This is a genomic window from Mycobacterium sp. E136 (genome assembly GCF_001666865.1).
In the GTDB taxonomy this organism is placed as follows: domain Bacteria; phylum Actinomycetota; class Actinomycetes; order Mycobacteriales; family Mycobacteriaceae; genus Mycobacterium.
Genome location: NZ_LZJE01000242.1, coordinates 1 through 23,477 on the forward strand (window position 1 = coordinate 1; position 23,477 = coordinate 23,477).

General features: G+C 68.7%; 27 protein-coding genes and 3 pseudogenes. 11 read left to right on the forward strand and 19 right to left on the reverse strand.

Going from position 1 to position 23,477, the window contains the following annotated elements; all coding sequences use genetic code 11:
• Together A5698_RS29745 and A5698_RS30000 are read right to left on the reverse strand one after the other, a co-directional pair.
• Positions 1–185 (reverse strand): annotated as a pseudogene (locus A5698_RS29745) (transglycosylase family protein); the annotation flags it as partial.
• A 21-nt stretch (positions 186–206) separates the two neighbouring features.
• Positions 207–254 (reverse strand): annotated as a pseudogene (locus A5698_RS30000) (hypothetical protein); the annotation flags it as partial.
• On the opposite strand from A5698_RS30000, the pseudogene A5698_RS29755 reads away from it, so the two are divergent.
• Positions 247–975, forward strand: a pseudogene (locus A5698_RS29755) (transglycosylase family protein); the annotation flags it as partial. The pseudogenes A5698_RS30000 and A5698_RS29755 overlap by 8 nt on opposite strands.
• A 15-nt stretch (positions 976–990) precedes the next feature.
• Here A5698_RS29755 and A5698_RS15750 read toward each other — a convergent pair.
• The 4 genes from A5698_RS15750 to A5698_RS15765 are packed head-to-tail and all read right to left on the reverse strand — an operon-like array spanning position 991 to position 2,572.
• Positions 991–1,419, reverse strand: a complete 429-nt coding sequence (locus tag A5698_RS15750) for a molybdenum cofactor biosynthesis protein MoaE (protein WP_068298631.1) — start codon at positions 1,417–1,419, stop codon at positions 991–993.
• Positions 1,416–1,892 carry a MogA/MoaB family molybdenum cofactor biosynthesis protein gene (locus A5698_RS15755; protein WP_197506793.1) on the reverse strand — a complete coding sequence of 159 codons (477 nt, stop codon included), beginning with the start codon at positions 1,890–1,892 and terminating at the stop codon, positions 1,416–1,418. The genes A5698_RS15750 and A5698_RS15755 overlap by 4 nt, the downstream gene beginning before the upstream one ends.
• The gene (gene moaC, locus A5698_RS15760; RefSeq protein ID WP_084792467.1) at positions 1,892–2,380 is read right to left on the reverse strand and encodes a cyclic pyranopterin monophosphate synthase MoaC; all 489 of its coding nucleotides are present in this window, start codon (positions 2,378–2,380) and stop codon (positions 1,892–1,894) included. Before moaC ends, A5698_RS15755 begins: the two co-directional genes overlap by 1 nt.
• Entirely contained in the window at positions 2,381–2,572 is a 192-nt protein-coding gene (locus tag A5698_RS15765) for a hypothetical protein (protein WP_156670777.1), read from the reverse strand.
• 65 nt (positions 2,573–2,637) lie between these two features.
• Between A5698_RS15765 and A5698_RS15770 the strand changes: the two genes are divergently transcribed.
• Positions 2,638–4,896, forward strand: coding sequence for a helicase-associated domain-containing protein (locus tag A5698_RS15770; RefSeq protein WP_068298635.1), 2,259 nt, complete (start codon positions 2,638–2,640; stop codon positions 4,894–4,896).
• A gap of 40 nt (positions 4,897–4,936) precedes the next feature.
• Positions 4,937–6,586 (forward strand): DNA repair helicase XPB, encoded by a 1,650-nt coding sequence (locus A5698_RS15775; RefSeq protein WP_068298713.1) that lies wholly within the window; start codon positions 4,937–4,939, stop codon positions 6,584–6,586.
• Positions 6,587–6,589: 3 nt separating this feature from the next.
• Here the strand turns inward: A5698_RS15775 and A5698_RS15780 are convergent, their stop codons facing one another.
• Positions 6,590–6,934 (reverse strand): cupin domain-containing protein, encoded by a 345-nt coding sequence (locus A5698_RS15780; RefSeq protein WP_068298638.1) that lies wholly within the window; start codon positions 6,932–6,934, stop codon positions 6,590–6,592.
• A 141-nt stretch (positions 6,935–7,075) separates the two neighbouring features.
• On the opposite strand from A5698_RS15780, the gene A5698_RS15785 reads away from it, so the two are divergent.
• A complete protein-coding gene (locus tag A5698_RS15785) occupies positions 7,076–7,666 on the forward strand; it encodes a hypothetical protein (protein WP_068298641.1) in 591 nt (196 codons plus the stop codon).
• On the opposite strand, the gene A5698_RS15790 is transcribed toward A5698_RS15785, so the two are convergent.
• The 3 genes from A5698_RS15790 to A5698_RS15800 all read right to left on the reverse strand — a co-directional run bounded on the left by A5698_RS15790 (position 7,667) and on the right by A5698_RS15800 (position 9,621).
• On the reverse strand, positions 7,667–8,344 hold the full coding sequence (locus A5698_RS15790; RefSeq protein ID WP_068298645.1) for an SDR family oxidoreductase: 678 nt from the start codon (positions 8,342–8,344) through the stop codon (positions 7,667–7,669). It lies immediately after the preceding gene.
• A gap of 93 nt (positions 8,345–8,437) precedes the next feature.
• Positions 8,438–9,430, reverse strand: coding sequence for an LLM class F420-dependent oxidoreductase (locus tag A5698_RS15795; RefSeq protein WP_068298647.1), 993 nt, complete (start codon positions 9,428–9,430; stop codon positions 8,438–8,440).
• An 11-nt stretch (positions 9,431–9,441) separates the two neighbouring features.
• On the reverse strand, positions 9,442–9,621 hold the full coding sequence (locus A5698_RS15800) for a hypothetical protein (RefSeq protein WP_068298650.1): 180 nt from the start codon (positions 9,619–9,621) through the stop codon (positions 9,442–9,444).
• 184 nt (positions 9,622–9,805) lie between these two features.
• Between A5698_RS15800 and A5698_RS15805 the strand changes: the two genes are divergently transcribed.
• Positions 9,806–10,021: a hypothetical protein gene (locus A5698_RS15805; protein WP_156670778.1), complete on the forward strand. Its 216-nt coding sequence runs from the start codon at positions 9,806–9,808 to the stop codon at positions 10,019–10,021.
• Between the two features lie 44 nt (positions 10,022–10,065).
• Positions 10,066–10,491 carry a pyridoxamine 5'-phosphate oxidase family protein gene (locus tag A5698_RS15810; protein WP_068298656.1) on the forward strand — a complete coding sequence of 142 codons (426 nt, stop codon included), beginning with the start codon at positions 10,066–10,068 and terminating at the stop codon, positions 10,489–10,491.
• Here the strand turns inward: A5698_RS15810 and A5698_RS15815 are convergent.
• The 3 genes from A5698_RS15815 to A5698_RS15825 form a co-directional block, all read right to left on the reverse strand.
• Positions 10,488–11,969, reverse strand: a complete 1,482-nt coding sequence (locus A5698_RS15815) for a class I adenylate-forming enzyme family protein (protein WP_084792468.1) — start codon at positions 11,967–11,969, stop codon at positions 10,488–10,490. The genes A5698_RS15810 and A5698_RS15815 overlap by 4 nt on opposite strands.
• 194 nt (positions 11,970–12,163) lie before the next feature.
• A complete protein-coding gene (locus tag A5698_RS15820) occupies positions 12,164–14,320 on the reverse strand; it encodes a 3-hydroxyacyl-CoA dehydrogenase NAD-binding domain-containing protein (protein WP_068298661.1) in 2,157 nt (718 codons plus the stop codon).
• A 21-nt stretch (positions 14,321–14,341) separates the two neighbouring features.
• Positions 14,342–15,553: an acetyl-CoA C-acetyltransferase gene (locus A5698_RS15825; protein WP_068298664.1), complete on the reverse strand. Its 1,212-nt coding sequence runs from the start codon at positions 15,551–15,553 to the stop codon at positions 14,342–14,344.
• A 156-nt stretch (positions 15,554–15,709) separates the two neighbouring features.
• On the opposite strand from A5698_RS15825, the gene A5698_RS15830 reads away from it, so the two are divergent.
• The gene (locus A5698_RS15830; protein WP_068298666.1) at positions 15,710–16,879 is read left to right on the forward strand and encodes a pyridoxal phosphate-dependent aminotransferase; all 1,170 of its coding nucleotides are present in this window, start codon (positions 15,710–15,712) and stop codon (positions 16,877–16,879) included.
• Here the strand turns inward: A5698_RS15830 and A5698_RS15835 are convergent.
• From A5698_RS15835 to A5698_RS15845, 3 genes are read right to left on the reverse strand one after another with little or no spacing between them, the layout of a single operon-like run.
• The gene (locus tag A5698_RS15835; RefSeq protein ID WP_068298668.1) at positions 16,876–17,793 is read right to left on the reverse strand and encodes an LLM class F420-dependent oxidoreductase; all 918 of its coding nucleotides are present in this window, start codon (positions 17,791–17,793) and stop codon (positions 16,876–16,878) included. The two genes, A5698_RS15830 and A5698_RS15835, sit on opposite strands and share 4 nt — an antisense overlap.
• 39 nt (positions 17,794–17,832) lie before the next feature.
• Positions 17,833–18,291: an SRPBCC family protein gene (locus A5698_RS15840; protein WP_068298669.1), complete on the reverse strand. Its 459-nt coding sequence runs from the start codon at positions 18,289–18,291 to the stop codon at positions 17,833–17,835.
• A 58-nt stretch (positions 18,292–18,349) separates the two neighbouring features.
• Positions 18,350–19,429: a CaiB/BaiF CoA transferase family protein gene (locus A5698_RS15845; RefSeq protein ID WP_068298672.1), complete on the reverse strand. Its 1,080-nt coding sequence runs from the start codon at positions 19,427–19,429 to the stop codon at positions 18,350–18,352.
• Positions 19,430–19,447: 18 nt separating this feature from the next.
• Between A5698_RS15845 and A5698_RS15850 the strand changes: the two genes are divergently transcribed.
• Positions 19,448–20,419 carry a cation diffusion facilitator family transporter gene (locus A5698_RS15850; RefSeq protein ID WP_068298676.1) on the forward strand — a complete coding sequence of 324 codons (972 nt, stop codon included), beginning with the start codon at positions 19,448–19,450 and terminating at the stop codon, positions 20,417–20,419.
• Here A5698_RS15850 and A5698_RS15855 read toward each other — a convergent pair.
• A complete protein-coding gene (locus A5698_RS15855; protein ID WP_068298678.1) occupies positions 20,403–20,846 on the reverse strand; it encodes an SRPBCC family protein in 444 nt (147 codons plus the stop codon). The two genes, A5698_RS15850 and A5698_RS15855, sit on opposite strands and share 17 nt — an antisense overlap.
• 38 nt (positions 20,847–20,884) lie before the next feature.
• Positions 20,885–21,325, reverse strand: a complete 441-nt coding sequence (locus tag A5698_RS15860; protein WP_068298680.1) for an SRPBCC family protein — start codon at positions 21,323–21,325, stop codon at positions 20,885–20,887.
• Between the two features lie 32 nt (positions 21,326–21,357).
• Here A5698_RS15860 and A5698_RS15865 point away from each other — a divergent pair, with 32 nt between their 5' ends.
• The 3 genes from A5698_RS15865 to A5698_RS15875 all read left to right on the forward strand — a co-directional run bounded on the left by A5698_RS15865 (position 21,358) and on the right by A5698_RS15875 (position 22,486).
• Positions 21,358–21,801 carry a nuclear transport factor 2 family protein gene (locus tag A5698_RS15865; protein ID WP_068298681.1) on the forward strand — a complete coding sequence of 148 codons (444 nt, stop codon included), beginning with the start codon at positions 21,358–21,360 and terminating at the stop codon, positions 21,799–21,801.
• 113 nt (positions 21,802–21,914) lie between these two features.
• On the forward strand, positions 21,915–22,268 hold the full coding sequence (locus A5698_RS15870) for a UBP-type zinc finger domain-containing protein (RefSeq protein ID WP_068298683.1): 354 nt from the start codon (positions 21,915–21,917) through the stop codon (positions 22,266–22,268).
• 29 nt (positions 22,269–22,297) lie between these two features.
• Positions 22,298–22,486, forward strand: coding sequence for a hypothetical protein (locus A5698_RS15875; RefSeq protein ID WP_068298689.1), 189 nt, complete (start codon positions 22,298–22,300; stop codon positions 22,484–22,486).
• A gap of 1 nt (position 22,487) precedes the next feature.
• Here A5698_RS15875 and A5698_RS15880 read toward each other — a convergent pair whose 3' ends face one another.
• Complete coding sequence (locus tag A5698_RS15880) at positions 22,488–23,471, reverse strand: NAD-dependent epimerase/dehydratase family protein (RefSeq protein ID WP_068298691.1); 984 nt, start codon at positions 23,469–23,471, stop codon at positions 22,488–22,490.
• Between the last annotated feature and the right edge of the window lie 6 nt (positions 23,472–23,477).

Genomic DNA, 23,477 nt, shown 5'->3' on the forward strand with positions numbered 1-23,477 from the left:
GGGGCGGCCAGCGCCGCCGCCGCCGCGGGCGGTGGAGGCGGAGCGAACGGATCGAACGGCGGGGGCGGCGGAGGCAGCAAGTTGTTCACCGCGTCGATCGCGTCGTCGACGATGTTGCGCGGCGTCGCACCGGACAGGCCGCGACCGCACGTAGGCCACGCGCCCTTGCCCTGGCTGGCGAGCACGCGTTCGGCGACCGCGATCTGCTCTTCCTTGGAGGCCAGGTGCGCGGCGGGTGCGTACTCACCGCCGCCGGTCGATCCACTCGCCCCGCCGGTCGACGCGCTGGCCGCCCCGGCTCCCGAGGCACCGCCGGCACCCGCATCCGAGGCACCGCCCGTCGATGCCCTGGCCGCCCCGGTTCCGGAGGCCCCGCCGGTCGATGCCCTGGCCGCCCCGGTTCCGGAGGCACCGCCCGCGCCGGCTCCGGCTCCGGCGGCACCGCCCGCCCCCGAGCAGTTCGACGCGCTCGCCGCGCCCGTGCCCGAAGCGCCGCCCGCGCCGTTCGATCCGTTGGCCGCTCCGGTGCCCGAGGCTCCCCCGGTCGACGCGCAGTCCGTCGCGAACTGGGACGTCGCGCCGGACGTGCCGGTCCCCGGCGAGCAGCCGGAACTCTGGTCGCTGCCCGTCGACGCGGCGCTGCAGCCCGCTCCGCAGATGCCGCCGGCGCCGCCCGCGCCTGCTGCCGATCCGCTCGCCGTCGACGGCGGCGTGCCGCATCTCGCGAGCCCGGACAACCTGCCCCCGGGAACGACCGTCGACCGGGCACAGGCCGGCGCCGAGAGCCCGAACGTCTCCTACCTCAAGGAGATCTGGCACGCGATCCAGACGCAGGACATCACCGGCAAGGACGCGCTGCTGGCGCTGACCCAGCGTCCGCTCACCACGCCGGACGCACCGGGCGGCCAGGCGCCGAATCTCCCGGCTGCGCCGGCACCGGTCGATCCGGCCGCGCAGCCGCTGCCGCCCGCCTGATCACGAACAAAGTCGCTACGCGGAGTTGACCCATTCGTCGGAGCCGTCGGCGAAGAACTGGTGCTTCCACACCGGTAGGCGCTCCTTGACGACGTCGACCAGCCGAGCGCATGTCGCAAACGCCGCCGCGCGGTGATCGGCCGCGACCGCGGCAACCAACGCGGCATCGCCGATCTCCAACACGCCGACGCGGTGGCTGACCGCGATCGCCCGCACGCCGTCTGCCTCCGCGGCGACCTGCGCGGCCACCTCAGCGAGCGTCTGCGATGCCTGGGGATGCGCCGAGTACTCCAGCCGGATCACCGAACGCCCGCCGTCGTGGTCGCGCACGACACCGGCGAAGCTCACCACCGCACCCGCGGAGGCGTTGGCGACCAGGGCCTCGTGGTCGGCCAGCTCGATCGGCTGCTCGCTCACATCGGCGCGCAGCACAACGGCGGTCATCGTGCGTGGTCCTTCCCGACGAGCTGGTCGAGTGCATGCTCGAGGACCCGGTCGAGCACACCGAGGCCGTCCTTGACCCCGCCCGGTGAACCAGGCAGGTTCAGGATCAGCGTGCGGCCCTTCACCCCGCACACGCCGCGCGAGAGCACCGACGTCGGCACCTTGTCCTCGCCGGCCCGGCGGATGGCGTCGGCCAGCCCGGGGATCTGATAGTCGACCAACGCCGCGGTGGCCTCGGCGGTGCGGTCCGTCGGCGAGATGCCCGTCCCGCCGGAGGTGATCACCACGTCCACCCCGTCGGCGACCGCGACAGAGATCGCCTCGGCGACCGCGTCACCGTCCGGCACGACTACGGGCGGCGGAGTGTCGATATCGCGAGCGATGAGCCAGTCCACGACGACCGGTCCGCTGCGGTCCTCGTACACCCCGGCGGCGGCGCGAGTGGATGCGACGACGACCCGGCCCGAGCGCATCAGCGGGTCCACGTTCCGGTTTTGCCGCCCTCTTTGCGCAACACCCGCACGTCGTCGATGCGGGCGGCGGGGTCGACGGCCTTGAGCATGTCGTAAAGCGTCAGCGCGGCCACGCTCACCGCGGTCAGCGCCTCCATCTCCACGCCGGTGCGGTCGGTGCTGCGCACCGTCGCCGTGATGTCCACTCGCCCTGATTGCAAGGCGTCGCCGATCTCGAACTCGACGTCGACGCCCGTGAGCGCCAACTGATGACACAGCGGAATGAGGTCACTCGTGCGCTTGGCGGCCATGATGCCCGCGACCCGGGCGGTGGCCAACGCGTCGCCCTTGGGCAGCCCGCCCGAGGCGATCATCGCGACGACGTCGGCGGTGGTGTGCAGGGTTCCCGCGGCGACGGCGGTGCGCTTGGTGACGTCCTTCGCCGTGACGTCGACCATGTGCGCCGCGCCGGTCTCGTCGACGTGTGAGAGGCGGGGCCGCTCGGACACCTACTTGTTGACGACCGTGACCGCGTGCACGTACGGCAGTTCGTCCGCGGGCAGCGGGAACGTGATCTCGCCGAAGGGCGACAGCGCGCCGGTACGGTCGGTGGCCAGCTCGCTCACCGCGTGGTCATCGTCCCCGTCGACCGCCGGCCAGCCCGGATCGACGTACCGCTTCTTCCCTTTGTTGTCTGCCACGCCCACATTGTGGCAAATGCTCCGGCCGGTGGCGACACCGCCACACTCCTTTACGCTGGTCAGCGATGACCGAGAACAGACCAGGCCTTCCCCTCGGCGCCTGGTTGGCCGATCTCCCCGACGAGCGGCTCATCCGTTTGCTGGAGTTGCGGCCCGACCTGACCCAACCGCCTCCGGGGACGATCGCCGCACTGGCCGCCCGCGCGCAGGCGCGCCAGTCGGTCAAGGCCGCCACCGATGACCTCGATTTTCTGCGGTTGGCTGTTCTCGACGCGTTGCTCGTGCTGCACGCCGACACCGCTGTGGTGCCGGTCACCAAGCTCATGGAGCTGATCGGCGACCGTGTGCCGGAGGCTGCGGCGAATGAGGCCGTCGACGACCTTCGCGACCGCGCGCTGGTGTGGGGTGATGCGACGGTGCGGGTGGCGGCCGAGGCCGTGGCGGGGCTGCCGTGGTACCCCGGGCAGGCCTCGGTCGAGGACAGCTCGGCGACGCCCGAGGAGATCGACGCGCGGCTACAGACGCTGGACGAGGCGCAGTCCGAACTGCTGCAGAAACTGCTCGAGGGTTCGCCGATGGGCCGCACCCGCGACGCCGCGCCCGGCACACCGCCGGACCGCCCGGTGCAGCGGCTGTTGGCCGCGGGCCTGCTGCGCCAGGTCGACGCGGACACCGTGATCCTGCCGCGGCTGGTCGGCCAGGTGCTGCGCGGTGAGCTGCCCGGCCCGGTGCAGCTGACCGAACCCGATCCGGTGGTGTCCACGACGTCGGCGGCCGATGCCGATGCGGTCGCCGCGGGGGCCGCGCTCGATCTGCTGCGCGAGGTCGAGGTGGTGCTCGAAACACTTGGCGCCACACCGGTTCCCGAGTTGCGCAGCGGTGGGCTCGGCGTGCGCGACGTCAAACGGCTGACCAAGGCCACCGGCATCGACGATCGTCGCCTCGGGCTGATCCTCGAAGTGACCGCGGCTGCCGGGCTCATCGCGGCGGGCATGCCGGAACCGGAACCGGACGCAGGAGACGGCCCCTACTGGGCGCCGACGGTCTCCGCCGACCGCTTCGTCGAATCCCCGACTGCGGTCAAATGGCATCTGCTGGCCACCACCTGGCTGGATCTGCCCGGCCGGCCGAGCCTGGTCGGGCACCGCGGACCCGACGGCAAACCCTATGCCGCCCTGTCGGATTCGCTGTTCTCCACCGCCGCTCCGCTGGACCGGCGACTGCTCCTCGAGGTGCTGGCCGGCCTGCCGCCGGGTGCGGGCGTGGACGCCACCGAGGCCTCGCGCGCGATGATCTGGCGCAGGCCGCGCTGGGGTGTTCGATTGCAGCCCGGTCCGGTCGGCGACCTGTTGACGGAGGCCCATGCGCTGGGCTTGGTGGGCCGCGGCGCGCTGGCCACCCCGGCTCGGACGCTCCTCACCGACGCGTCTGCCGACGATGTGGTCAAGGCCATGGACAAGGTGCTGCCTGCGCCGATCGACCACTTCCTGCTGCAGGCCGACCTCACGGTGATCGTTCCCGGTCCGCTGCAGCGGGACCTCGCCGAGCAACTCGCCGCGGTCGCGAGCGTGGAGTCCGCGGGCGCGGCGATGGTGTACCGGATCAGCGAGGCCTCGATCCGGCGGGCACTCGACACCGGCCGGACCGCGGGCGAGTTACACGCGTTCTTCCACCGTCACTCGAAAACCCCTGTCCCCCAGGGTTTGACGTATCTGATCGACGACGTCGCCCGCAGGCATGGGCAGTTGCGGGTCGGGATGGCGGCGTCGTTCGTGCGATGCGAGGACGCTGCGCTGCTCGCGCAGGCGGTCGGCGCACCGGCGACCGAGCCGCTGGAGATGCGTCTACTCGCGCCGACGGTCGCGGTGTCGCAGGCCCCGATCTCCGAGGTGCTCGCCGCGCTGCGTCAGGCCGGCTTCGCCCCCGCGGCCGAGGACTCGACCGGCACCATCGTCGACATCCGGGCTCGCGGCGCGCGGGTGCCCACCCCGCCGGGACGCCGGCGCGCCTATCGCCTGGCCCCGACACCCACCAGCCAGACGCTTGGCGCCATCGTTTCGGTGCTGCGCAAGGTGGCGGCCGCGCCCACCGGCGGTCTGCGGTTGGACCCCGCGGTCGCGATCAGCCAGTTGCAGGAGGCCGCCCATACCCAGGCGTCCGTCGTGATCGGATACGTCGACCCCGCCGGGGTGGCCACGCAGCGCGTCGTCGCGCCGATCAACGTGCGGGGCGGGCAGCTGACCGCCTACGACCCCGCCTCGGGCCGGGTCCGCGACTTCGCCATCCACCGCGTCACCTCAGTGGTCGCCGCCGACGAACAGTAGGCGCGATAGGCACGTCCGGGGGTTCTGGATAATGGACAAAATGACCGACGGCCCCCTGATCGTGCAGTCCGACAAGTCGGTGCTGCTCGAGGTCGACCATGAACAGGCGGGCGCCGCGCGCGCCGCGATCGCCCCGTTCGCCGAACTCGAGCGTGCGCCCGAGCACGTGCACACCTACCGGATCACCCCGCTGGCGCTGTGGAACGCCCGCGCCGCGGGCCACGACGCCGAACAGGTCGTCGACGCGCTGGTGTCGTTCTCCCGCTACGCGGTGCCGCAGCCGCTGCTCGTCGACATCGTCGACACGATGGCCCGCTACGGGCGCCTGCAGCTGGTGAAGAGCCCGGTGCACGGCCTGACCCTGGTGAGCCTGGACCGCGCCGTGCTCGAGGAGGTGCTGCGCAACAAGAAGATCGCACCGATGCTCGGCGCCCGCATCGACGACGACACCGTGATCGTGCACGGCAGCGAACGCGGCCGCGTCAAGCAGATGCTGCTCAAGATCGGCTGGCCCGCAGAGGATCTCGCCGGTTATGTCGACGGCGAGAAGCACCCGATCAGCCTGGCTGAGAACGGCTGGCATCTGCGCGACTACCAGCAGATGGCCACGGACTCCTTCTGGGAGGGCGGCTCCGGCGTCGTGGTGCTGCCCTGCGGTGCGGGTAAGACGCTCGTCGGCGCCGCCGCCATGGCGAAGGCCTCGGCCACCACGCTGATCCTGGTGACCAACACCGTCGCGGGCAGGCAGTGGAAGCGCGAACTGATCAACCGGACCTCGCTCACCGAGAACGAGATCGGCGAATACTCCGGTGAACGCAAGGAGATCCGCCCGGTGACGATCGCGACCTATCAGGTGATCACGCGTCGCACCAAGGGCGAATACCGCCACCTGGAGTTGTTCGACAGCCGCGACTGGGGCCTGATCATCTACGACGAGGTGCACCTGCTGCCCGCGCCGGTGTTCCGGATGACGGCCGATCTGCAGTCCCGTCGCCGACTCGGCTTGACCGCCACGCTGATTCGCGAGGACGGCCGCGAGGGCGACGTGTTCTCGTTGATCGGCCCGAAGCGGTACGACGCGCCGTGGAAGGACATCGAGGCGCAGGGCTGGATCGCACCGGCCGAATGCGTCGAGGTGCGTGTGACGATGACGGACAACGAGCGGATGCTGTACGCAACCGCCGAACCCGACGAGCGGTACAAGCTGTGCTCGACCGCGCACACGAAGATCGCGGTGGTCAAGTCGATCCTCGACAAACACAAGGGCGAACAGACGCTGGTGATCGGCGCCTATTTGGACCAGCTCGAGGAGCTCGGCCAGGAGCTCGACGCACCGGTGATCCAGGGCTCGACCAAGACCGCCGAACGCGAGGCGCTGTTCGACCAGTTCCGTCGCGGCGACATCTCAACGCTCGTGGTGTCGAAGGTCGCCAACTTCTCCATCGACCTACCGGAAGCCAGTGTCGCCGTGCAGGTTTCGGGAACCTTCGGGTCGCGCCAGGAAGAGGCGCAGCGGCTGGGCCGACTGCTGAGGCCCAAGGCCGACGGCGGCGGTGCGATCTTCTACTCCGTGGTCAGCCGCGACAGCCTCGACGCCGAATACGCCGCGCACCGCCAGCGATTCCTCGCCGAGCAGGGGTACGGCTACGTCATCAAGGACGCCGACGACCTCTTGGGGCCGACGATCTAGGTACTAGACGTGCGGACCCACCGGGTTCGACACCGTCAGCAGCACCGCGGAGTCCTCGAGCGCCTGCAGGCCGTGCCGGGCCTTCGGCACCACGATGTGGTCGCCCGCCGAACCGTCCCAGTTGGTCGAGTCCTGGGTCAGGCGGACCCGCCCCTGGAGCACCTGCAGGGTGGCCTCTCCGTTGGTCTCGTGTTCGTCGAGTTGGCTGCCGGCGGTCAGCGCGATCAACGTCTGACGCAGCGAATGCTCGTGGCCGCCGTACACGGTGTGCGCGCTGCGGCCGCTGCTGGCGGCGCGTGCCGTCTCGAGTTGCTCACGTACGAGCGCGGTCAGCGAGGTCTTGTTCATCGCGGGCTTCCTATCGAGGGCTGGTCGATTCGCAATTCGGCGGAGAAGCCAATCTTAGTGACGGCGCAGACACCGCCGGCGGTCGCACCGACACCGTCGTAACTGAGCGCCCGCCACACCGAGGCGCTAGCCTGCTTACCCATGACCAGACGCCGTCGCGCCACGACCGTCCAGGCGGCCAAGCTCGGGCTCGTCGGCATCGCCGTCGGTCTGGGTGCGCTGGTATCGGCCGGTTTCGCTTCTGCGGATCCCGAGGTCCCGCCCGTTCCCGGAGCGCCCGGCGCGCCGCCGTCGCCCGGTCAGCCCTACGCCGCCCCTGTGGACGCGGCGGATCCACCGCCGGCGCCGCCGCCCGTCGGCCCACCACCGGTGCCCGAAATCCTGAACCCGCAGTACGGCCAGGGCTCGAGCCCGGGTCCGCTCGGCTTCCTCCGTGACGCCTGGCACCAGGCCCAGGATCCGTACGGGTTCACTGCGATGCCACCCGGTCAGATGCCGGTCGGGGCGGCACCGCCACCCGGTGCGGGACCCGCGCCGCAATTGCCGCCCGGGTACACCTCGATCAACGCCCCGGAATCCAACGGGCCGCCGGTCGCGCCGCCGGAACAGGGCGGTCCACCGCTGCCGCCGGGGTACTACCCCCTGAACGGCCCGCCGCCGCCCGGCTACTACGACACTCCCGCGCCCGGGCCCGCGATACCGCCGGAAGGACCGATTCCGCCGACGCCGTGATCAGGTGTTCGCGGTCGAGAGCGCAGCCTTCACCGAACGCGACAGGTCGTCGGCGAGGATCTCCGCATCGGCGTTCAGCAGACCGGTGATGGCCTGCTCGGCGACCACCGACGGATCGATCTTCTGCTCCACGGGGATGTAGCTGACCATTTCGGTGTCCATGTAACCCACGTGCAGCGCCGAGACGTGAATTCCGCGCGGCGCCAACTCCGTTCGCAGCGCATCGGTCATCGCCCAGGCCGCGGCCTTGGCGGCCGAATAGGCGCCCGACGTCGGGGGGTGATACCAGGAGAGCACCGACAGGATGTTCAGTATCGACCCGCCGCCGTTCTTCTCGATGACGGGCACGAACGCACGGACGACGTTGAGCGTGCCGAAGTAGTGCGTGTCCATCTCCAGCCGGATGTCCTCGATCGGCCCGCTCAGCAGTGCGGCCCTCGTCGACACCCCGGCATTGTTCACCAGGACCGTGACGTCGTCGGCGGTCTCTGCCGCGCGGCGCACCGACTCCGGATCGGTGATGTCGAGCTGGACCGCAACCACCCCGGGCAGGTCGACGGTCGCGGGATCCCTGGCCCCGGCGTAGACCTTGGCGCCGCGCGACACCAGGTCGGCCGCGAGCCGGCGCCCGAGTCCTCGGTTGGCCCCGGTCACCAGGGCGGTGATGCTCTCTGTCATGGCGGCGCTCCTCTCGGCTGATGACCACCACAACACCAAGCGAGCCCCTTTTGAGTCCCGTCGTGTTACGGCTGCGGAAACTTCCTCGTGGCCCTAGCTCAGGGCGGGGATCACCTTCTGCTCGAACAGCTCGATACCGGAGCGGTTGTACGCGGCCTCCGGGAAGTAGAGGATGGCGTATTCGCAACCGAGTCCGCGCATCTTGTCGAGCTTTTCAACCACCTGCTCGGGCGTGCCGCTTGCGGACTCGGGGGCGGACACGGTGCTCAGCATCGCGTCGACCGCCGACTCGTCGGCCTTGGTGACCTGCCGGGCGTGCAGCCTCGCCACCCGGTCCTTGACGTCGGACTCCGATTCGCCGATCACGGCGTTGAAATTGGCCGAGCGCACGATCGCGTCGTAGTCGGTGCCGACGTCACGGCAGTGGTCGGCCAGCACCTGCGACTTGTGGGTGAATCCTCCCGGCTCGCAGGTGAAGTTGGTGTACTGCGCGTATTTCGCGGCGATCTTGAGCGTCACCTTCTCGCCGCCGCCGGCGATCCACAGCGGAATCCCGTTGTCCTGTAGGGGCTTCGGCTCGACAATTGCCCCGGACACCTGATAGTGCTTGCCGTCGAGGCTGACCGTCCCGTCGCGCCAGGCGTCGCGCATGATCCGCACTCCCTCGTCGAGTCGGCCCAGTCGCTCACCCGCCGAGGGGAACCCGTAACCGTATGCGCGCCACTCGTGTTCGTACCATCCGCCGCCGATGCCCATCTGGATGCGGCCTCCGGAGATGACGTCGGCGGTGGCGGCGACCTTGGCCAGATACACCGGGTTGCGATAGCCCATCGCCGTGCACATCTGGCCGAGTTTGATGCGCGATGTCGTCGCGGCGTAGGCGGCCATCAGGGTCCACGCCTCGTGTGTCGCCTCGGACGTGGGCACCGGGACGGTGTGGAAGTGGTCGTACACCCACAACGAGTCCCACGCACCGCTGCCGTCTGCGTACGCGGCGAGCTCGCGCATCACCGCCCATTGCTCTGCGGGTGGAATGTCGATCAGATCGAGTCGCCAGCCCTGCGGGATGAACAGTCCGAAGCGCATGGCTCCCGACTCTATGCAACCGGCGGCGGAGGACGCCATCGTCCCAGCGCTGTTTCGAGCCGCGCCGCCACCGCGAGCGCCGTCGCGTCCTCCCACGGTCGGGCCGCGATCTGCACGCCGCGGCACGAGACTTCGCTGCCCACCATCAGCGCGACGAGCGTATGGGCGGGCAGCTGGCACAGGTCCGTCATTGTTAGCTCAGCTTTCGAATTAACTACGGATCACGTGCAGTGTCTCCCACAAAAGCAGTGGTCGGGCCGTTATCGGCTCGCAACGCGAACATCGCCGCGTGCGCATTTGCGTTCGCCACCAGGTGTTGTATGGTGTGGCTCACAAAGCAGTATTTTGTGTGACGTAAGCCACAAGGAGGCCGCAGTGGTCCGTGACCCAGCGACGGGAATGGAATCGCACCACGTGCGGGCCGGCGGCGACGCTCACCACCACGTCCGGTGGTTCTACCTGCTTCTGCTCGCCGTCATCGCGATCGCCGCGATCGCGGGCGTCGCGAGCACCCTCGCGATGGGTCAGCCCCAGGTGGCGTTCGTGATCGGCCTCGTCGCCGTGGCGTTCTTCTCGCGGGTCGGCTGCTGACCTGAGTCCACCGGCCTGACGGATGTCGGGTCTAGCGTGACGTCATGGCCCTCTCCAAAGACGAACGCGAACAATTTCTGGCCGAACCTCACGTTGCCGCGCTGTCGGTCTCTGCCGGTGACAAGCGCGGCCCGCTGACAGTCCCCGTCTGGTACCAGTACTCACCCGGCGGCGAGCCGTGGGTGCTCACCGGCGACGGCTCCCGAAAACATCGACTCATCGAGACGCAGGGCGAGTTCACGCTGATGGTTCAGCGGCTCGAGCCAACGGTCCGGTACGTGGCCGTCGACGGCACGGTCAGCCGCATCGAGCCGGCCACCGACGAGCAGCTCGTCGAGGTGACCAAACGCTATATGCCGCCCGAGAAGGTTGACGCCTACCTCGAGTACGCCCGACGCGAGCACGGCGCCAGCGTGGTGATCTTCATGAAGCCGCAACATTGGCTGTCGTCGGACCTGGGGGCCTTCTAGCGCGGCTCGAACAGCGCGGCGACGGCGGGAAGGCTCACCTTCAGCGCCGGGTTGCGCGGTAGTTCGTCGACGACCGAGAACGCCACCGGCACGTTGTACACCGGCAGCGATCGGCGGACCAGCTCGGCGAGCTCGTCGTCCGAGGGCACCGGCAGCCCCGGAAACACCTCGATCGCCGCGGCAGGCACCTCACCGAGGCGCGCATCGCCCACCCCGACCACACATGCGTCGCGGACGGCCGGATGCGAGATCAGTACGCGCCGAACGGTTTCCGGGAGAATCTTGAACCCGCCCCGATTGATGGCGCCGTCGGCCCTTCCGTGCAGCGTGACGAAACCGTCGGCATCGATCGACGCGATGTCGGTGGTGTGGATCCAGTCCGGGCCGATCGGCGCGACCTTGGTTTCCAGCAGTCCGGGCTCGCCGGCGGCGAGTTCGGCCCCGCTGTCGGGGTCGACGATGCGGACCTGTACATCCGGCAAGGCCCTGCCGACGCTGTTGCGCTTGGCCGAACCGAAGTCGCGTTGCATCTCCGGCGTCCAGGCACACAGCGATCCTGCGAATTCCGTTGCGCCGTAGGCCAGCACGATGGGAATGCCGTACTTGGCCTCGAACTCGTCGCGGGTCTCGGGGTCCAGCGGTCCCGACGCGCTGATCAAGAAGTTCAGCGACGCGAGGTCCTCCTTGGCGACGTCGGCGTCGAGCAGCATCCGGATGACGGCGGGCTGCACACCCGAACGTGTGATGCGGTGCCGCTTCACCAGATTCACGTAGTCGTCGACGCTGAACCGTTCGAGCATCGCGATGCGCCTGCCGTTGTACACGCCGGCGATCAATTGGCACACGCCGATTCCGCCGAACTGCCAGTACGCAAGTTCCGGCGGGGCGTCGGCGGGTGCGGCCTCCCCGCTGGTCACGCTGAACACGGTCCGCTCGAGCACCGCAGTCCTGATCGACTGCCGCTTCGGCGGTCCCGTCGTGCCGCTGGTCAAAATCTGCAGTGCCACACCGGGTTCGGCGTCGGCGTGAGCTCGCTGTGGGTCGCGACGTTCCAGCTGGGGTACCGCGGCGACGATCGGCTGCCGACCGGCTATCGCCACGCCCGCGCTGCCCGCCCGCCGCGCAGCGTCCACGACCGGCGCGGTCCAGTCCTCGACGTCGGCGACGATTGCCGACAGTCCGAGCGTCTTTATGTCGCGGCCGATGGACTCGGACGACTGGAACGAGTAGATCATCGACACCGCGCGTCCCGCAGCGAGGAATCCGATGATCGCCGCGGCGTGCGCCAACCGGTTCCTGACCACGAGGCCGACGGGCGCGTCGTCGGCGACACCGGAGTCCCGCAACGCCTGCGCGATGGCGCGGCCGTAGGCGCTCACCTGGTGGCCGCTGTACCAGTGTCCCTCGAACTCGATGCAGGGGTCCTCGCCGTAGCGGGCCAACCCGGCCGCGAACCTTTCGGTGAAGCTTTCCGGCACGGCGCCAATCTATCGAATCACCCGTACCGGGACGTTCTTCCAGCCGATCACGTTGGTCATGTGCACGCGCGTGCACACCAGCGTCGACTGCGCCATGTCCGGCCAGTACGCCCGCGATAGCGGCGAGCGCTCACCCTTGTACGAATCCTCGGCGGAAGACCGTACAAGGGTGAGCGCTCAGCCCGTCTAGTTCGTCAGGTCAGCGACGCCGGCGGATTGAACCGCTCGCCGTACTTGGCGGCGAGTTCCTTGGCGCGGGCCACGAAGGCCTCCTTGCCGACACCGCCGGGACCCTCGTAGCCGACGATGAACTGCGCCGAACCACCGGTGTAGGGCGGGAAGCCGATACCCATGATCGAGCCGATGTTCGCGTCGGCGGTCGAGGTCAGCACACCCTCGTCGAGGCACTTCTGGGTCTCCAGCGCCTCGGCGAACAGCATGCGATCGATCATGTCCTGCAACGGGATCGACGCGCTGCCCGAGTTGAAGGTGTCCTTCAGCCCCGGCCACAGGCCGACGCGCTTGCCGTCGGCGTACTCGTAGAACCCGGCACCCTTCAGGCGCGACGGACGACCGATCTCGATCATCTTCTCGACGACCGCCTCGGCCGGATGCGGCTCGTACGTGCCGCCCGTGCTCTCGACGCCCTTGCGGGTGGCGACGGCGATCTTGTGCATCAGCTCGAGGTTGAGCTCGTCGGACAGCTGCAGCGGCGGCGCCGGGTAGCCAGCCTGCGAGCCGGCCTGCTCGATGCTCGCGGGCGCGATGCCCTCGCCGAGCATCGCCAGCGCCTCGTTGACGAAGGTGCCGATCACGCGGCTGGTGAAGAAGCCGCGGCTGTCGTTCACCACGATCGGCGTCTTGCCGATCGCCAGCGTGTAGTCGAACACCCGGGCCAGCGCCTCGTCAGAGGTCTTCTCGCCCTTGATGATCTCGACCAGCGGCATCTTGTCGACGGGGCTGAAGAAGTGGATGCCGATGAAGTCCTCCTGGCGCTTCACCCCGGTCGCCAGACCGGTGATCGGCAGCGTCGAGGTGTTCGATCCCAGCAGCGCGTTGGGCTCGACGATGTCCTCGATCTCCTGAAACACCTTGTGCTTGAGATCCTGGTCCTCGAACACGGCCTCGATGACGAAGTCCACGCCCTTGAGGTCGGCCGGATCGGCGGTCGGCGTGATGCGGGCCAGCAGCGCGTCGGACTTCTCCTGCGTGGTCTTGCCCCGCTCGAGCGCCTTGGCCTCGAGCTTCTCGGAGTAGCCCTTGCCCTTCTGGGCGGCCTCGATTTTGACGTCCTTGAGCACGACGGCGAAGCCGGCCTTGGCCGACACGTAGGCGATACCCGCGCCCATCATGCCCGCGCCCAGCACACCGATCTTGTTGATCTTGACGGGCTCGATGCCGTCGGGCCGCGACGCACCACCGTTGATGGCCTGCAGATCGAAGAAGAACGCCTGGATCATGTTCTTGGCGGTCTGCCCGGTGACCAATTGGGTGAAGTAACGGCTCTCGATGCGGCTCGCGGTGTCGAAGTCGACCTGCGCACCCTCGACGGCCGCGTCCAGGATCGCCCTCGGCGCCGGCATCGGCGCACCCTTCAGCTGCTTCTTGAGCAGCGCCGGGAACGACGGCAGGATGCTCGCCAGGCCCGGGCTCGTCGGCGTGCCGCCGGGCATCTTGTAGCCCTTGGCGTCCCACGGCTGGGTGTGCGCGTCGGGGTTGGCCTTGATCCACGCCTTGGCCGCGGGCACCAGCTCCTCGACGGTCGGCAGCACCTCGTCGACCAGGCCGACCTCTTTGGCCTTGCCCGGCTTGAACCGGGTGCCCTGGCTCAGCACCTCCATGAAGGCCTTCTGGATGCCGAACATCCGCACGCTGCGTGCGACACCACCGCCGCCGGGCAGCAGGCCCAGCGTGACCTCGGGGAAGCCGACGACGGCGCCCTTCACGTCCGCGATGATCCGGTGGTGGCAGGCCAGCGCGATCTCCAGGCCACCGCCGAGCGCGGCGCCGTTGATGGCAGCGACGACCGGCTTGCCCAGCGTCTCGAGCTTGCGCAGGTCGGCCTTGATCGCCTCCGGGGTGGCGAACGCCTCGGCCGCGTTGTCCGGGCCGAGGTTGATCATGCCCTTGAGGTCACCGCCGGCGAAGAAGGTCTTCTTCGCGCTGGTGATGACGACGCCGGTGATCGAATCTGGATCCTCGGCGACAAGCCGTGCCAACTTTTCTACGGCGTTGTGCATCGACTCGGTGTAGTGCTCGTTCATCACGTTGGCCGAACCCGTCGGGTCGTCCAGCGTCAGGGTGACGATGCCGTCGGCATCCTTGTCCCACTGAATGGTGTTCTCTGCCATTGCTTTTCCTTAAACCCGCGCTCAGACGCGCTCGATGATGGTGGCCACGCCCATGCCGCCGCCGATGCACAGCGTGATCAGCGCACGCCGCGCGTTACGACGCTCGAGCTCGTCGACCATGGTTCCGGTGATCATGGCGCCGGTGGCGCCCAGCGGGTGGCCCATCGCGATGGCGCCACCGTTGACGTTGAGCTTCTCGTCGGCGATGTTCAGGTCCTTCTGGAACTTCAGCACCACGGAGGCGAACGCCTCGTTCAGCTCGAACAGGTCGATGTCGTCGACCGTCAGGCCGGCGCGGTCGAGCACCTTGCGGGTGGCCGGGGTCGGCCCGGTGAGCATGATGACCGGATCGGCGCCGCTCGTGGCGGTGGCCACGATGCGGGCGCGCGGGGTGAGATTTTGAGCCTTCCCCGCGCTTTCGGAGCCGACGAGCACCAGCGCGGCGCCGTCGACGATGCCCGAGCTGTTGCCGCCGGTGTGGACGTGGTTGATCTTCTCGACGAAGTGATACTTCTGCAGCGCCACGTCGTCGAAGCCGCCCATCGCGCCGACACCGTCGAACGCGGTCTTGAGCTGGCCGAGGCCCTCGAGCGTGGTGTCGGGGCGCATGTGCTCGTCGTGGTCGAGGATGACGAGGCCGTTCTGGTCCTTGACCGGGACGACGGATTTGGCGAAGTAGCCGCCCGACCAGGCCGCGGCGGCCTTCTCCTGGCTGCGCAGCGCGTAGCGGTCGACGTCCTCGCGAGAGAAGCCTTCGATCGTGGCGATCAGGTCGGCGCCGATGCCCTGCGGCACGAAGCCGATGCGGTAGTTGGTCTCCGGGTCGGACGCCCACGCGCCGCCGTCGGAGCCCATCGGGACGCGGCTCATCGACTCGACACCGCCCGCGAGCACCAGGTCGTCCCATCCGGACCGGACCTTCTGGGCGGCGGTGTTGACGGCCTCGAGGCCCGAGGCGCAGAACCGGTTGAGCTGGAACCCACCGGTGGTCTCGGGGAGATTGGCCACCAGGGCCGCGGTGCGGGCGATGTCGCCGCCCTGGTCGCCGACGGGCGACACGCAGCCGAGGATGACGTCGCTGATCAGCGTCTCGTCGAGGTCGGGATAGCGGCTGCGGATCTCCTCGATCAGGCCGACGACCAGGTTGACCGGCTTGACCTCGTTGAGCGCGCCGTTCTTGTTCTTGCCGCGAGGCGTGCGGATCGCCTCGTAGATGAAGGCTTCTTCAGACATGCGCCCGAGCGTAACAGCCCAGACCAACCTGTTGGTTGGGCGGCCGTACCACCTGCCGAACGTGGGTTAGCCGCACACGAATCGCGGGATTTGCGTGACGGTAACCCACGTTCGCGGCGGCATTACGCTCGCGTCGCGGCATTACGCTCGGGAACCGTGACAGTCAGACGGTTGCGGCCGTACGCGGTGACGATCTTCGCCGAGATGTCGGCGCTGGCCGCCCGCATCGGCGCCGTCAACCTCGGCCAGGGGTTCCCCGACGAGGACGGCCCGCCGGAGATGCTCAAGATCGCCGAGAACGCGATCGCCGACGGCGTCAACCAATACCCGCCCGGCCTGGGCATCGCACCGCTGCGCGAGGCGATCGCCGCGCAGCGGAAACGCACCTACGGCATCACCTACGACCCGGACACCGAGGTGCTGGTCACCGTCGGCGCCACCGAGGCGATCGCGGCCTCGGTCATCGGGCTGGTCGAACCCGGCTCGGAGGTGCTGTTGATCGAGCCGTTCTACGACTCCTACTCCCCCGTGATCGCGATGGCGGGCTGCGAGCGCCGCGCCGTGCCCATGATCCAGGAGGGCAGCGGCTTCCGGATCGACGTCGACGGGCTGCGCCGGGCGATCACACCGAAGACCAAGGCGCTGATCGTCAACTCGCCGCACAACCCCACCGGCATGGTGGCCGGCGACGACGAGCTGCGGGAGTTGGCAGCCCTGGCCGTCGAGGCCGACCTACTGGTGATCACCGACGAGGTCTACGAGCACCTCGTCTTTGACGACCGCCGCCACGTCCCGCTCGCGTCCTATCCCGGCATGGCCGACCGCACCATCACGATCTCGAGCGCCGCCAAGATGTTCAACGTCACCGGCTGGAAGATCGGCTGGGCGTGCGGCCCGGGCGATCTCATCGCGGGGGTGCGCGCGGCCAAGCAGTACCTCTCCTATGTCGGAGGCGCGCCATTCCAGCCCGCGGTGGCGCACGCGCTCGACAACGAGGGCGCGTGGGTGGCCGCGCTGCGGGAGGCGTTGCAGGAGAAGCGGAACCGGCTGGGCACGGCGCTGGCCGACCTCGGCTTCGAGGTGCACGACAGTTTCGGCACGTACTTCCTGTGCGCCGATCCGCGTCCGCTCGGCTTCAGCGACAGCGCCGCGTTCTGCGCCGAGCTACCGCATCGCGCGGGGGTGGCCGCGATCCCGATGTCGGCGTTCTGCGATCCGGGTGCCGAGCACGCGGGTGCGTGGAACCATCTGGTGCGGTTCGCCTTCTGCAAACGCGACGACACCCTGGACGAGGCGATCCGCCGACTGGGCGTCCTTCGCGCTTAGAGCTGTGCGGCGATCGTCCAAATGGCTTCGCGCTGTGCGGGATCGACGCCGTCAACGGCGCTGAGCACGACGTCGGTCGCGCCGGCCTCGAGGTAGTTCTTGAGCTGCCGGGTCACCGTTTCCGCCGGCCCGACGGCGGCGACCTCAACCGCGCTGTCGACACCTTCACGCTCGAGAACCCGGCGATACGAGGGGATCTGCTCGTAGAAGCTCAGGTGTTCGGCGGCCCGCCGCCGTCCCGCGTCGACATCGTCGGACACCAACACGGGCACGGCGGCGACGATCTTCGGGGCCGGCCGCCCGGCCTCGGCGGCCGCTTGCGCCACGGTGGGCACGATGAACTCCGCGATGGTGCGCGGACCGGCCAGATACGGCAGCGTGCCGTCGGCCAGTTCGCCGGTCACCTGCAGTGCCTTGGGGCCCATGGCGGCGACGTAGAGCGGGACGGGCGTCCCGCCCGGGACCTGAACCGGCCATTCGGGATTGGCGGTGAACTCCGCGCCGTGGAATCCGGCGACGCCGGAGTCGAAGATCGAGCGCAGCACGGTCAGGTGCTCACGCAGCCGGGCGATGGTGTGGGGCCACGCGGTGCCGAACGCCCGGTGCTCGACTTCGTGCGCCCCGAGCCCCAAACCGAGTATGAACCGACCGTGCGCGGCGGCCTGCGTCGTCTCCGCCTGCGACGCGACGATCAGGGGATGACGAGGGTTGAACGGCACGACGAATGTGCCGACGCCGAGCCCCGGTACCGCCGCACCGATGACCCCGGCAAGGCCGATCGCGTCGTAGTCGAACCGCTGTGGAAGCCAGACCTGTCGGACTCCGAGATCGTGCGCCTGTCTCGCTTGAGCGACGAAGTCGTCGACGATGTTGTCGGCGTTCGGGTTTGCGAAGAGCACGATTCCGGTTGCCATGTCAGACGCAACCGGCACTCGGCCGAGAGTTATTCCGTTCTACGTCGCCTGATCAGAAGCGTTGTCATCGGCCATCACCCGGCGCCGCAGGTTCTCGGTCGCGACGTCGAGCACCATCTTCTTGGCGCGGCGCAACAGGAACTCCGGAATCGGCGCCGCGAGGTCGATGATGATGTCGAAGCGGACGCGCGTGCGGTCCTCGCCGATCGGAGTGAGGTTGTACTCCCCGTGCTGGCCGCGTTGCTGCATCGTCGCTTTGGCGTCCCAGACCACCCAGTCATCACCCCAGTGGTATTCGAGCAGCTCCTTGTCGGTGACGCCCATGATCTTGAACGTCGCCTTGACGTGGTGCGGGCGGCCGTCGGGATAGCGGTCGAGCACCTCGGCGTGTTTGTGCACGGGCGACCAGGTGGGCACGGTGTCGATGTCGGCGAGCGCATCCATGATCACTTCTTTGGGCGCCTCGAAGACCACTTCCCTCGATGCCTGCACGGCCATGCGGCAAATCGTAGCTAACTCAACTGCCTAGTGCATAGCCTTTTCCAGCAAATTATTATTACCAGTCAATATCGAGTATCGAAGTCGCAGCTCGCGGCGGTGCGCCGACGGGTCCGGCCGGTGTCCTGGAGAACCGTGGCGCCGGTGCGGCCTGGTCGACACCGTTGGCCTGCACCAGTGTTGACCGCGCGCGCAGGTGCTCGTTCTGCGCGGCCTCACTCCAGGTCAACACCGGCGTGACGCACGCATCGGTGCCCGCGAAGATCGCGGTCCACTCGTCGCGGGTCTTGCGCGCAAACCGCTCGGCGAACAATTCGCACATTCCCGGAAACGCGTCGCGGTCCATTTGCGGTGGGAGTTCGTCGGCGTCGAGACCGAGCCCGGCCAGCAGATGGGCGTAGAACTGCGGTTCGATCGCGCCGACGGCCATGTGTTTGCCGTCGGCGGTCTGATATGTGCGATAGAACGGTGCGCTGCCGTCGAGCAGGAACGACTCGCGTTCGTCGCGCAGCGTGCCCGTCGACTTCATGGTCCACGCGATCTGCGCCAGCACGGATACGCCGTCGACCATCGCCGCGTCGATCACCTGACCCTGTCCGGAGCGTTCCCGTTCGTACAGCGCGGCCACGATGCCCAGCAGCACGACCATCGAGCCACCGCCGAAGTCGGCCACCAGGTTCAGCGGCACCACCGGGGGCCGGTCGCGGTATCCGATGGCCGACAGCGCGCCGGTCTGCGACAGGTAGTTGATGTCGTGGCCCACGGTCTGCGCCAGTGGCCCGTGCTGGCCCCAGCCGGTGATCCGGGCGAAGATCAGCCGCGGGTTCACCGCCGCGCAGTCGTCGGGTCCGATGCCGAGTCGTTCGCACGTGCCGGGCCGGAAAGCGTCGATCAGGACGTCGGCCTTTTCGACGAGACCGAGCAGCGCGGCGGACTCCTTCTTCAGATCGAGGTCGACGACGCGCTTACCGCGGTGCAGCAGATCGACGTTCTCCGGCGGCATCTGCAGGCCGCCGGGTCTGCGCACGCGCACCACGTCGGCGCCGAGATCGGCCAGCACCATCCCGGCGTGAGGTCCGGGGCCGATACCGCCGAGTTCGATGACCTTCACCCCCGCGAGGGGTCCCGCTGTAACCATGAGTCGCACACTAGTCAGATGGCCGAGACACAGGACCCGACCGAAGCGCCCTCCGGTGAGAGCACGCTGACCGTCTTGATCGCGTTCGGCGCCAACCTCGCGGTCGCCGTCGCCAAGACCGTGGCCGCCGTGATCACGGGCTCGGCGTCGATGACCGCCGAAGCCGCGCACTCGTGGGCCGACTCGGGCAACCAGGGCCTGCTCGCCGTCGCGAACCGCCGCAGCCGGCGACCGCCGGACGCCGATCGGCCGTTCGGCTACGGCCGGGAGGCCTACGTGTGGTCGTTGTTGGCCGCGGTGGGGTTGTTCGTCGTCGGTGGTTCCCTGTCGGTGTGGCACGGCGTCACCGAGCTGCGGCATCCGGAATCGGGACCGGAGAACTATCTGGTCGCCTACATCGTGCTGGCGGTCGCATTCGCCCTGGAGTCGGTCTCGCTCATCCAGGCCGTGCGGCAGTTGCGGGCCGAGGCACATCGCTACGACAAGGACCTTCTCGACCACGTTCTCGACACCTCGGATCCGACGACGCGGGCGGTGTTCGCCGAGGATGCGGCGGCACTGATCGGAATCCTCATCGCCGCAGCGGGAATCGGGTTGCATCAGCTGACCGGTGACGCCGCGTGGGATGCGGTCGGGTCGATCCTGGTCGGGTTGCTGCTGGGCGTGATCGCGGTGATCCTGATCGACCGTAACAGGCGTTTCCTGGTCGGCGAGCCGGCGAGTCCGCGGGTGCGAGAGGCCGCGATCGAGAGGATCCGAGGGTTACCCGATGTGGCCGAGGTGCGGTTCGTGCGCCTGGTCTTCGTCGGCCCTAAGCAGCTGTTCCTGGTGGCGAGTGTCGACCTGCGAGGAGACGCGGTCGAGTCGCGGGTCGCCGAGACGCTGCGGCGGTTGGAGACGCAACTGCAGGCCGACCCCTACATCGTGGACGCCGTGCTGACGATCGCCGAACCCGACGAGCTAGAGCAGCAGTCTATTGACGGCTCTTGACCTGCTTCACCCGTTTGCGCAGCCCGTCGGTGGCGGTTTCCATCAATCCCTTGGCGCCCTTCTTGATCAGGAAGCCGGGCAGCGGCACCAGCGGGTCGACCATCAGCTCGAAGTGGACCTTCGTCGAATCGCCGTCGGGGGTCAATGTGTACCGACCGCTCTGTGCGCGTTGCTGTTTCGAGCTCTCCAACGTCCAGCTCACCCCGTCGTCGTGCACCGTGTAGTTGAGCACCTGTTCGTCGGAGACGCCGACGATCTTGACGACCTGACGTGACTTGCTGGGCCGCCCTGCATCGTCGCGTTCGAGGACCTCGACCTTTTGATGCGCGGAGGACCACTCCGTCAGCGACTCGAGGTCGGTCAGCACGTCGAGGATCTCCTGAGGAGTCGCCTCGATGACGACTTCGCGAGTTTCGGTGACAGCCATGCCGGATTGATTGCCAACCCGGCGCGTTCCGAAACGGGTCAGCCGCGCTTGAGCTTGTGAACCTGCTTGCGCAGGCCGTCGGTGGCGGCTTCCAGCCCGCCCTTCATGGCGCGTTTCAACACGAAGCCCGGGATCGGTACCGCGGGGTCGACGGTGATCTCGAACCGGACCTTGGTCTTGTCGCCGTCGGGCGTGAGTGTGTACGACGCGCTCTGGGTTTTGAGCTGGCTGGATTCGATCAGCGTCCAGCCGGCCGTGTTGTCGCCCCAGGTGTACTGCACGACCTGCTCGTCGGTGATGCCCATGGTCTTCAACTTCAGCCGCACCCGCCCGGGCCGGCCGTCGGCGTCTCTGTCGAGTACCTCGGCCCCCTGGTGCTGGGGCGACCACTCCGGCGCCGATTCGACGTCTGCGATGACGTCGAGGATTTCGGCCGGGCTCGCATCGATCACGACCTCGCGGGAATCGCTGGTAGCCATGGCGCGACACTAGCCCCGTTACGGTTGTCCGCATGGAACTTTGGGAGCTTTGCGCCCGGGAACGCATCAGGGACACCCTCGCGCAGTACAACTGGTCGGGCGACGCCATGCGCCTTCCCGAACTCGCAGCCGCATTCTGCGATGACGGGGTGCTCGAGGTGCGGGGAACCGAACCGGTGCGAGGCCGTGCGGCGATCGTCAACTATCTGGGCGGAGCCGTCGCGGCGCCGAACGCGGCCGCATCCGAGTCGAACGTCAAACGCATCGTGCGCCACAACGTCACGAACATCCGGTTCACCGAGGTGACGCCCGACGAGGCGCGGGTCTCCTGCTACTTCACGGTGTTCACCGAGATCGGCCTCGACCACTACGGCCGCTACCGCGATGTGTTCGCGCGGGTCGGCGACGAGTGGCTGATCCGCCACCGGTTCGTCTCCACCGATTGGAGCGCGCGGAATTCGACGATGGCCCGCTAGCCCGGCGTCATTCACGTCGATTTCTACGGGAGGGTTGTGGAATCGCGTCGATCACAACCCTCCTGCAGAAATCGGCGGCACGCCAAGGCAATTGGGGCGTAGGCTCACCGGCTATGGACGCTGCAGTGGACCCGTCGGTCCCGCCGAGCGGTACCGGATGCGCCGAATGCGATGCGGTGGACGGGTGGTGGGTGCATCTGCGCCGTTGCGCGGCGTGCGGTCACATCGGGTGCTGCGACGACTCCTTGGCGCGCCATGCGTCGGCGCACTGGCGCGAAACCGGCCATCCGATCATCCGGTCGTTCGAGCCCGGTGAGGACTGGTTCTGGAACTACGCCACGAACGAGTACTACGACGGCCCGCCACTTGCCGAGCCCCAGTCCCGCCCCGAGGGCCAGACCGCGCCCGGCCCGCGCGGCAGGGTCCCCGTCGATTGGATGGCCCAGCTGCGGGGGCGCCGCGACTGAAACCCCTGTCCGGCGGGTATTCAGCCGCGGTGAGCGACGACAAGAAGGACAACCCCGGCACCGCTGACACCGACGCGGGGCCTGCGAACGCCGACGACGACGTGCAGAGCGACCCCGCAAGGGGCACCGACGACACCGATCAGGAGGGCGTGGACTGGTCGGACGAGGGCGGCGCCACCCCGAGCGGCCCCGCCGACACCGGCGATCCCACGCAGTGACTCAGCGCAGGGAGTCCGCCAACTCCCGCAGTGTGTGCGCGGCAGTGTATTTCGGCTCCCAGCCGAGCTGAGTCTTCGCCTTCGTGGTGTCCATGACCACCGAGGTGCGCCCGACGTGCAACCACTCGAGGGCCGACGGGACGAACGGCAACCGGGCGACGACCTCCGACGCCACGGTCGCGGCGACCTTTGGCACGCGCACGCCTCGGGCTCCGAGTTCGCGGGCCACGTCCGACAGCGAGATCAGCCCGTCGCCCGCGATGTTGTACGCACCCGGCGGCGCCGATGTGGTGGCGGCCAACGCGATCGCGGTCGCCACGTCGTCGTGATGGACCAACTGCAACGGGATGCCGGGATCCGGAACGGGTGTCTTCAACAGCGGAACTGCGTCGGAGAGACGCTTGACCGAACCGGGCAGCCGGGTCCACGGCATGTTGTCGGCGAGTGCGGGTGCCTTCGGGCCCGCGACGATGCAGGGCCGCAGCACGTACACCTCGAGCGACGAGCCACCCACGATTTCGGCAAGCGCCGCCTCGCACTCGGCCTTCTGCTCGGAGTAGTAGTGCTCGGACGAGCCCCGCGGTGGCACGTCCTCGGTGATCGGAACCGGGTTGTCGGAGTGATATCCATAGGCGGCGACCGATGACGTGTACACCAGCCGCCGCGGACGCTCCGCGGCCACCGTCGCCTCGAAGACATTGCGGGTGCCCGCCAGGTTGATGCGCGCGCTCTCCTCCCGCGAGCCCATGATGATGAAGGCCAGATGGACCACGACGTCGGCGCGCCCGACCAGCGCGTCGACGGCCTCGCGGTCGAGGATGTCGCCCTGCTGGTATGTCGTTTTCGTCCACCCGTGCTCGGCCGGGTCGAAGGGCCGCCGCGCCATCCCGAGGATCTCGTCGACCTCGGCGACGTCCTCGAGCGCCTGCACCGCCGACTTGCCGATCTCGCCCGTCGGCCCTGTCACCGCCACCGTGATTCCCATGCCCGC